Annotated in this window: 7 protein-coding genes, 1 tRNA gene, 1 other RNA gene and 1 pseudogene; 5 read left to right on the top strand and 5 right to left on the bottom strand. The window is 66.8% G+C overall.

Annotated features, from left to right (window positions below):
• Positions 1–192: 192 nt before the first annotated feature.
• Positions 193–591, top strand: a complete 399-nt coding sequence (locus tag JCM9942_RS07265; RefSeq protein ID WP_054658772.1) for a DUF6165 family protein — start codon at positions 193–195, stop codon at positions 589–591.
• 65 nt (positions 592–656) lie between these two features.
• On the opposite strand, the gene JCM9942_RS07260 is transcribed toward JCM9942_RS07265, so the two are convergent.
• Entirely contained in the window at positions 657–1,703 is a 1,047-nt protein-coding gene (locus tag JCM9942_RS07260) for a glycosyltransferase family 9 protein (protein WP_054658770.1), read from the bottom strand.
• A gap of 22 nt (positions 1,704–1,725) precedes the next feature.
• On the opposite strand from JCM9942_RS07260, the gene JCM9942_RS07255 reads away from it, so the two are divergent.
• Together JCM9942_RS07255 and JCM9942_RS07250 are read left to right on the top strand one after the other, a co-directional pair.
• Entirely contained in the window at positions 1,726–2,475 is a 750-nt protein-coding gene (locus tag JCM9942_RS07255; RefSeq protein ID WP_054658768.1) for a 3-deoxy-D-manno-octulosonic acid kinase, read from the top strand.
• Between the two features lies 1 nt (position 2,476).
• Positions 2,477–3,234: pseudogene (locus JCM9942_RS07250) on the top strand (MBL fold metallo-hydrolase).
• Positions 3,235–3,270: 36 nt separating this feature from the next.
• Here the strand turns inward: JCM9942_RS07250 and ffs are convergent.
• An RNA gene (ffs, locus tag JCM9942_RS18205) (signal recognition particle sRNA small type) lies at positions 3,271–3,367 on the bottom strand.
• A 404-nt stretch (positions 3,368–3,771) separates the two neighbouring features.
• Here ffs and JCM9942_RS20505 point away from each other — a divergent pair.
• On the top strand, positions 3,772–4,014 hold the full coding sequence (locus tag JCM9942_RS20505; RefSeq protein ID WP_343123480.1) for an SMR family transporter: 243 nt from the start codon (positions 3,772–3,774) through the stop codon (positions 4,012–4,014).
• Positions 4,015–4,050: 36 nt separating this feature from the next.
• On the opposite strand, the gene JCM9942_RS07245 is transcribed toward JCM9942_RS20505, so the two are convergent.
• From JCM9942_RS07245 to JCM9942_RS20100, 3 genes are all read right to left on the bottom strand, one after another.
• A tRNA-Ser gene (locus JCM9942_RS07245) sits at positions 4,051–4,143 on the bottom strand.
• 99 nt (positions 4,144–4,242) lie between these two features.
• The gene (locus JCM9942_RS07240) at positions 4,243–6,117 is read right to left on the bottom strand and encodes a methyl-accepting chemotaxis protein (RefSeq protein WP_054658766.1); all 1,875 of its coding nucleotides are present in this window, start codon (positions 6,115–6,117) and stop codon (positions 4,243–4,245) included.
• Positions 6,042–6,905: a cache domain-containing protein gene (locus tag JCM9942_RS20100; protein ID WP_256202323.1), complete on the bottom strand. Its 864-nt coding sequence runs from the start codon at positions 6,903–6,905 to the stop codon at positions 6,042–6,044. Before JCM9942_RS20100 ends, JCM9942_RS07240 begins: the two co-directional genes overlap by 76 nt.
• Before the next feature lie 217 nt (positions 6,906–7,122).
• Here JCM9942_RS20100 and dnaX point away from each other — a divergent pair.
• On the top strand, positions 7,123–8,276 hold a 1,154-nt coding region (dnaX, locus tag JCM9942_RS07230; protein WP_157722809.1), incomplete at its 3' end, for a DNA polymerase III subunit gamma/tau.

Genomic DNA, 8,276 nt, shown 5'->3' with positions numbered 1-8,276 from the left:
CCCCCTCTCCGCCAGATACCGGAAAAAGCCACCTGCGGGTGGCTTTTTTCTTGGGCGCGGATCAGGGCGCGGTGTCCGCTCTCGCAAGAACCCGACACCGGTCGCGGTCGCGTCGGGGACCTTACTCAGCGTTGCCCGGCCATGGCGCGTCTGGCCCGCTACACTGTGCGCCTGATCCAAATGGTGACTTTCATGTCTGAAATCCTAGTGCCGGTGTCCTTCGGCGAGCTGCTGGACAAGATCTCGATCCTGCAGATCAAGTCCGAGCGGATGAGCGATGCGGCCAAGCTGGCCAATGTGCGCAAGGAGCTGGCGGCGCTGGACGCCACCTGGAGGGCGCACCCGGCCGCGGCCCAGGACATCGCCGCGTTGCGTGCGGACCTGAAGGCGGTCAACGAGCGGCTGTGGGATATCGAAGATGACATCCGCCTGAAGGAAAAGGCGCAGCTGTTCGATGACGGCTTTGTGCAGCTGGCGCGCAGCGTCTATTTCCAGAACGACGAACGGGCGCGGATCAAGAAGGCGATCAACCTGGCGCTGGGTTCCAGTTACGTGGAAGAGAAGTCCTACCAGGACTACCGCGCCAGCTGAGAGGTGCGGTTGCTGGAGGCGAAAGGCCGCCCGTCAAGGCGGCCTTTTTCATCATCGCGGCCGGTTCACTGTGGATGGTCGCTGCGGTAGCGCTCGAAGGCGGCAACGGCGTCGTCCACGCTGATCAGCGACATCACCTCGTCGAACTCGATCTTGGTACCCCATTTCAGCGCGCTGGCCGGCTTGTGCAGGTAGCGGCGGGCGGCGTCGTCATAACGGTCCACGCAATAGCGCCGATCCGAATACGGACCGCTGCGCGCCGGGTTGCTGGCCGCATGCAGGCCCAGCACCTTGGTGCCCACGGCGTTGGCGATATGCATCGGGCCCGAGTCCGGCGTGACCAGCAGATGGGCGCGGGCCAGCAGCGCCGGCAGCTGCTTGAGCGTGTCCTTGCCGACCAGATCCAGTGCCGGGTGCTTCATCGCGGCAAGGATGGCATCGCTGGTGCTGCGCTCCAGTTCGCTGCGACCGCCGCACAACACCACGCGCCAACCCAGCGTTGCGGCGTGATCGGCCAGCGCCGCGTAGCGCTCGGCATACCAGTTGCGGCGCTGATGGCTGGAGCAGGGCGAGATCATCAGCACCGGACGACCATCCTCGTCCCACTGCGCGCGCGCCCACTCATAAGCTTCTGGTGGCGTGGCCAGGTCCCAGCTGACCTCGGTCTGCTTCAATCCCAGCGGTTCGCAGAAGCTGCCGATCGCATCCAGTACATGGATGCCGGGACGGTCGGCAATACGTTCATTGATGAAAAGACCGTGCAGATCCTTCGAGCGCGACCTGTCATAGCCGATGCGGCGCCGGGCCGGGATGAAGGCCGAGAGCAGGTTGGCGCGGAAGGCGACCTGCATCTGCAGCAGCGCATCGAATCGCGCCGCAGGCAACTGCTCGCGCAGTGCGCGCATTCCGGCCACGCCGGTCTTCTTGTCGTAGACATGGAAGGTCACGCCGGGCAGGCCTTCGAGCAGTTTGTGGCCGGCCTTGTCGATCACCCAGTGCAGCGTCGTGCCCGGTCGTGCCTGTTGCAGCGTGCGCACCAGGGGGACTACATGGGTCACATCTCCCAATGCCGAAAGGCGCAAGAGGCACAATGAGGGGGACGATGCAGGCATGGTGTTGTTAGACTCGCAAAGAATGGTCGCATTCGACGCCACTGAAGCGCTGACGCCCTGCCGCGATGGTCGCGGTTATGGCGCCATTCTGTTCGACCGCGAACGCCTGCGGCAAGCCGAGCCTGCTCTGTTTTCGCCTGCGCACTGGGGCGAGAAGGCCCGGCCGGTCGGCGAGGGGGGGCGCGGAGGTGCGTGGTTTGTCGACGCGCCGTTCGGGCACTGCGTGCTGCGCGGCTACCTGCGTGGCGGTGTCGCGGCCAGGTTCAGCCGCGATCTGTATCTGTGGCAGGGCGCACATCGCACCCGCAGCTTCGCCGAGTTCCGGCTGATGCGTGAGCTGATCGCGCACAAGCTTCCGGTGCCGCGGCCGCTGGCCGCGTTCTATATGCGCGACGGGCTGGGCTACCGCGCGGCGATCCTGATGGAACGGCTGGAGGGTGTGCGTTCGCTGGCCGATCGTGCGCTGGTGACCGGGCGTGGCGCGCCATGGGAGGAAACCGGCCGGCTGATCGCCCGCTTCCACCGCGCCGGTCTGGATCATGCCGATCTGAACGCCCACAACATCCTGTTCGATGCCAACGGCCACGGCTGGTTGATCGACTTCGATCGTGGCGTGCGGCGTATTCCCGCCACCCGCTGGCGCGAGCGCAACCTCAAGCGTCTGCTGCGCTCCCTGCTCAAACTGCGCGGTGAGCGCAGTTGCGAGGAGGTGGCGCATGACTTCGCGCGGCTGCGCCGTGCCTATGATCTGGCCTGGAACCGGGGCGTCTGAAATGAGCTGGGCATTACGTTTTCTGGGGGTCGGCAACGCCTCGGCGGTCGATCTGGGTTCGCCGATGGCGGTGATCGAGCGCGACGGCAAGCCGTGGTTGACCATCGACTGTGGCGGTGAGGGGCTCACGGCCTATCGCGCGCACTACGCGGCGATGCCCGATGCGCTGTTTGTCACCCATGTGCACCTGGATCACGTGGCCGGCTTCGAGCGCTTGTTCGTCGATGCGTATTTCAATCCGCGCCGGCGCGGCACGGTGCGCGTGTATGTGCCGGCCACGGTGCTGCCACTGCTGCACAGGCGCATCGGCGACTATCCGAATGTGCTGGCCGAGGGCGGTGCCAATTTCTGGGATGCCTTCCAGCTGATCGCCGTCGGTGAGGCGTTCTGGCATGACGGCGTGCGGCTGGAGGTGTTCCCCGTGCGCCATCACTGGCCGGAAACCGCCTACGGTCTGCGCCTGAAAGGGGCGCTGGTGTGGAGCGGGGATACCCGTCCGATTCCGGAGATGCTGCTGCGCTATGCGGCCGACGGCGAGCTGATCGCCCATGATTGCGGCCTGCATGGCAATCCCTCGCATACCGGGTGGATGATCTCGAACGCGAATACGACGCGGCAACGCAGGCGCGGATGATCCTCTACCACTACGCCAGTGCGGCCGATGGCGATGCGCTGCGCGCACGCGGACATCGCGTGGCGATGCCGGGCGAATGTGTGGTCCTGGCTGGGCCGACCGCCGCCACTGCGGCGCCGGTCTGAACAGGCCGCGCGGCGATGTGGCCCAAAAAGGCGGTGGCCCCGCCGGCTGACCTCGGCGCCCGCGTCGATCGATACCGTTGCTGCCTTCCGGCCCTGGCGGGATTTTCGACCTAGCGTCGCGAGGGGCCGACGGGGCCACCATAGAGACGTTGGCCGCCTTGCGGCGGCCTGAGCTCTTTCTGGAAAACGGGGCGATGGATATCAGCCGGCGGGTATTCCAGAAGGGGCGCTGCGGATCACGAACCCTGCAGCGCGCGGCGATTGTAACGTATGCGGGGACACAACAGCCAGCCGCAGATGCATTGAATCGTCTGCAACCCGCACAAGGTGGGCTGCTGCGGCAGCCCCGTGATTGGCTGGAATGCCGCACGCAGGGAAGACGACCTGTTCCCAACTTCGGAATCTCCCCCGGACGGCCAGGCCCCTTCCCGCAGGTCGGATCGCTTGGATCTATGTGCTGATTGCCAGCTTGGCTGGAGAGTGTGTGGGCGCTGACGATGAGGCAGTTGCAGGGATTCACCCGGCGGGTTCCCGGCACTGTCACCCTGGTCGGCAGGATCGCCAGCTGCTGCTGGTGGCTGGCCTTGGCCATGTGCCGGGCTGGGTACCGCTTGCACGATCTGGACCGGCATCGGTGCGGTCGGTGCATTTGCGGTCGGCATCGTTTTGCTGGGCCAGCAGATCCATGCCGGGCGCATGGGCGCGGCGCTGCTGATTGTCGATGCTCTTGAGCTGATACAGCTATCAAGCCGCTGCGGCTCGACTGGGAGAGGGATATGAAAAAGGCCGCCCGGTGGGCGGCCTTTTTCTTGAACCTGGCGGAGAGAGGGGGATTCGAACCCCCGAAGCGCGGTTTAGACGCTTACACACTTTCCAGGCGTGCTCCTTCAACCACTCGGACACCTCTCCGGACCTGCCGCAACCGTAAAGGCGCTGCAGGGGCGCAAATTCTATAGGGTCGCGGCGGCGGCCACAAGTCGAATCTGCGCCGGGGCCATATGCCGGGGCTCACGGTAGACGGAACACGGCCACCATCTGTGCCAGCTCGTCGGCCTGCTCCTGCAGGGCATGGGCCGCGGCGGTGGCTTCCTCCACCATCGCCGCGTTCTGCTGGGTGGCATTGTCCATGTGGATGATGGTCTGGTTGACCTGCTCGATGCCGGCGCTCTGTTCCTGCGAGGCGGCCGAGATCTCGGCCATCAGCTCGTTGACCTGGCGCACCGCGGTGACCACCTCCTGCATGGTGCGGCCGGCGTCGTTGACCAGCACCGCGCCCTGGTCCACCCGCTGCGCCGAATCGCCGATCAATTGCTTGATCTGCCGTGCCGCTTCGGTCGAGCGCTGCGCCAGCGAGCGCACTTCGCTGGCGACCACAGCAAAACCGCGGCCCTGTTCGCCGGCGCGGGCGGCTTCCACCGCCGCGTTCAGCGCCAGGATATTGGTCTGGAAGGCGATGCCGTCGATCACGCCGATGATGCTCTCGATCTGCCGCGAGGCATGGGTGATGCCGTCCATCTGCTCGACTACCTGCGCGACCACCGTGCCGCCGCGTGCGGCGATGTCGGCCGCGCCGGTTGCCAGCTGGCGGGCCTGCTGCGAGGTGCCGGCGTTGTTTTTCACCGTGGACGTCAGCTCTTCCATCGAGGCGGCGGTTTCCTCCAGGTTGGCGGCCTGCTGTTCAGTGCGCGCGGCCAGGTCGTTGTTGCCGGCGTTGATGTCGCGGGCGGCGCTGCTGATGGCATCGACCGCGCCATGCACACGTTGCAGGATGCCGGTCAGGTGCTCGACGGTGGTGTTGGTGTCATCGCGCATCCGCCCGAACACGCCACGGTAGTCGGCCGTGATGCGCTGGGTCAGGTCGCTCTGCGCCAGGGCGCCGAGCACGCGCTGCACATCGCCGATGGTCGCGGCGTTGGTATCGAACATGCTGTTCACACCTTCGGCCAGGCGCCGGAAGAAGCCGCTCTTGTCGAGAGTGTCGATCCGCTGCGACAGGTCGCCCGCGGCGGCGGCATCGATGACGCCGGCCACTTCCGCTTCCACCGCCACTTCCTGGCTGCGGTCGCGCCATTCCACCACCACGCCCAGCCGCTGGCCCTCGGCCGAGATCACCGGAGCCACGGTCTGGGCGAACACCGCGGTGCCAAACCGCAGCTCGCTCTGCTGCGTGGATTGGACCTTGGCTGGATCGTTGCCGCCTGCCGGTTGCAGTTGCGCCAGCGTCTGGCCTTGGAGATGGTCCAGGTTCGCGTGCGGCAGGTGCTGCGCCAGTTCACCGCGATGCTGCTGCAGCAGCCGCTGCATCGCCGGGTTGGCGTAGGCGACCTGGCCGTGGGCGTCGGCGATCAGCATGGCTGTGCCGGCATTGTCCAAGGCGATGCGCACGCGCAGGTTCTCGGCGGCGATCGCGCGTTCGCTGTCCAAGCGGGCCTTCAGATCGGTCTGCATCTTGCGCAGGGCGCGCGAAACCTGGCCGACTTCATCCTCACCCCCAGCGCTGATCGGATAGTCCAGTTGCCCGGCCGCCACCGCGTCCACGCCCTGCACGATGCCACGCAGTGGCGTGCCCACCAGCGTGCGCAGCAACACCACCACGACCACCACCAGCAGCAGCACGCTGGCCACACCGACCAGGATCACCCGGTTGCGGATCTCCACCACGCCGGCCATGACCGCGTCGACCGGTGCGGACACCATCAGTGCGAAGGCATCGGGCGAACGGCCGGCGGTGACGGGGACATAGATGCGCAGCACCTCACCGCCCACGGTCGGGTCGAAGGTGCGCTGGCGGACGATCTGGCCCTTGGCTAGCTGCGCCAGCAGCGGCCCCATATCCGCGGCGAACGGCTTGCCCAGATTCTGCTGCTCCGGCGCAGCCAGCACCTGCCCGGTGGGCGAGAGCAGGCGTACCACGCCGCGCTGGTAGGGGCGGATCTTGGCCAATTCGGCTGGATGGTGGACAGTGCGATATCCGCGCCGGCCACGCCGCGGAACTGGCCGTCGACCTTGACCGGCACCATCAGGCTGGTCATCAGCACCTGCTTGCCGGAGACCTCGTCGGCGTAGGGTTCGAACATCAGCTCCTCGCCGCGTTCGCGCACGGCCACGTAATATTTCTCCGCGTCCGGGCCATCGAGCTGGAGGTCGTTTGCCGGGCCGACCGCGTCCTGCAGGGAGGTCTGCCCGGAGGGCTCGCGTGTCCAGTACAGCGACAGCCGCCCCGAATCGGTGCTGATGCGCTGATCTTCGGAGAGACCGGCGACGAACGTCTTCAGCGTGTCGTCCGCCGGTTCGCCGTCCGGCCAGCTGCGTGTGAAGCGGGCATCGGCGCCATCGAAGCCATCGGGTTCGAATTCCAGCCAGTAGCCCAGCACCGCGGGGTCGGCGTCGGCATAGCGGCGCACCAGGGCGGAAACTTCGGCGCGCGAGCTGTTGCCGCGTTCCATGAGCGCCAACGTGGCGTCGGCCAACCCGCGCACCCGCGACAGCGGCTCGTTGACCGAGCCCCGCACCTTGGCGGCCTCCGCGCGGGCCAGCTGCTCCAGTTCATTGAGTGCGCTGGCTTCCTGAACGGCGGCCGCTTTCTGCTGGATCAGCCAGGCCGCCCCGGCGAAGCAGGTGGCAGCCACCAGGCCCAGTACCAGCGCGGTGCGCGCCACAATCGATGTCAATCCTGTCCTGCGTATCCGCATCGGGCCTCTCCCTTGTGGAATCGGGGGCCGGCCAGCAGGAATTCCCTCGTGGGTCGCTGTCCGGGGGTTACTACGGAGGTAGCGGCCGCGCGTACGCGAACCTGAGCCATGCGCGCACTGGCCCGGGACAGGCGCCGGATACGGCTGGCGGGGCCGGGCATGGCACAATGGGACCTCAGATGAAGACGGTTGCCTGATGTCCTATCTCGTCCTTGCCCGCAAGTGGCGTCCGAAGCGTTTTGCCGAGCTGGTGGGCCAGGAACACGTGGTCCGCGCGCTCAGCAATGCGCTGGACAGTGGTCGCGTCCACCACGCCTTCCTGTTCACCGGCACCCGCGGTGTCGGCAAGACCACGATCGCCCGCATCTTCGCCAAGTCGCTGAACTGCGAGCAGGGCACCAGCGCCGACCCATGCGGCCAGTGCCCGGCCTGCCTGGACATCGATTCGGGCCGCTACATCGACCTGCTGGAGATCGACGCCGCGTCCAACACCGGCGTGGATGACGTGCGCGAAGTGATCGAGAACGCGCAGTACATGCCCTCGCGCGGCAAGTACAAGGTCTACCTGATCGACGAAGTGCACATGCTGTCCAAGGCGGCATTCAACGCGCTGCTCAAGACGCTGGAGGAGCCGCCAGAGCATGTGAAATTCCTGCTGGCCACCACCGATCCGCAGAAGCTGCCGGTGACCGTGCTCAGCCGCTGCCTGCAGTTCAACCTCAAGCGCTTGGACCAGGAGCAGATCCGCGGGCAGATGATGCGGATCATGACCGCCGAGGGCATCGAATTCGACGACAGCGCCCTTGTGCAGCTGGCCCACGCCGCCGATGGCTCGCTGCGTGACGGGCTGTCGCTGCTGGACCAGGCCATCGCCTATGCCGGTGGCGCGCTGCGCGATGACGTGGTGCGCGCCATGCTCGGCACAGTCGATCGCACCCAGGTGGCGGCCATGCTCGATGCGCTGGCCGCAGGAGATGGTGCGCGCCTGTTGCAGGTGGTGGCCACGCTGGCAGAGTTCTCGCCGGACTGGAACGGCGTGCTCGATGCGCTGGCCGAGGGGCTGCACCGCATCCAGGTGCAGCAGCTGGTGCCCGGGACCGTGGTGCCTGGTGAAGGGATCGATTCGGGCGCCTTCGCACAGCGGCTGCGCCCGGAAGTGGTGCAGCTCTGGTACCAGATGGCACTGAGTGGCCGTCGCGACCTGCATCTGGCGCCGAGTCCGCGTGCCGGCTTTGAGATGGCGGTGCTGCGGATGCTGGCGTTCCGTCCGGCCGGCGTAGTGCCGGCCGTTCCCGAGAGCGTGATGCCGATGGCTCCGGGCGCGGCAGCCCCGGCCATGGCCACTGCGCC

The organism is Stenotrophomonas pictorum JCM 9942 (genome assembly GCF_001310775.1).
GTDB lineage: Bacteria > Pseudomonadota > Gammaproteobacteria > Xanthomonadales > Xanthomonadaceae > Stenotrophomonas > Stenotrophomonas pictorum.
Note: the sequence above shows the minus strand (reverse complement) of the source record. Positions and strands in the feature narration are given on the sequence as shown.

Coding starts and splice junctions, on each gene's coding strand:
- JCM9942_RS07260 (WP_054658770.1), bottom strand. CDS start 1,703: ATGCCTGCATCGTCCCCCTCATTGTGCCTCTTGCGCCTTTCGGCATTG.
- JCM9942_RS07255 (WP_054658768.1), top strand. CDS start 1,726: ATGGTCGCATTCGACGCCACTGAAGCGCTGACGCCCTGCCGCGATGGT.
- JCM9942_RS07265 (WP_054658772.1), top strand. CDS start 193: ATGTCTGAAATCCTAGTGCCGGTGTCCTTCGGCGAGCTGCTGGACAAG.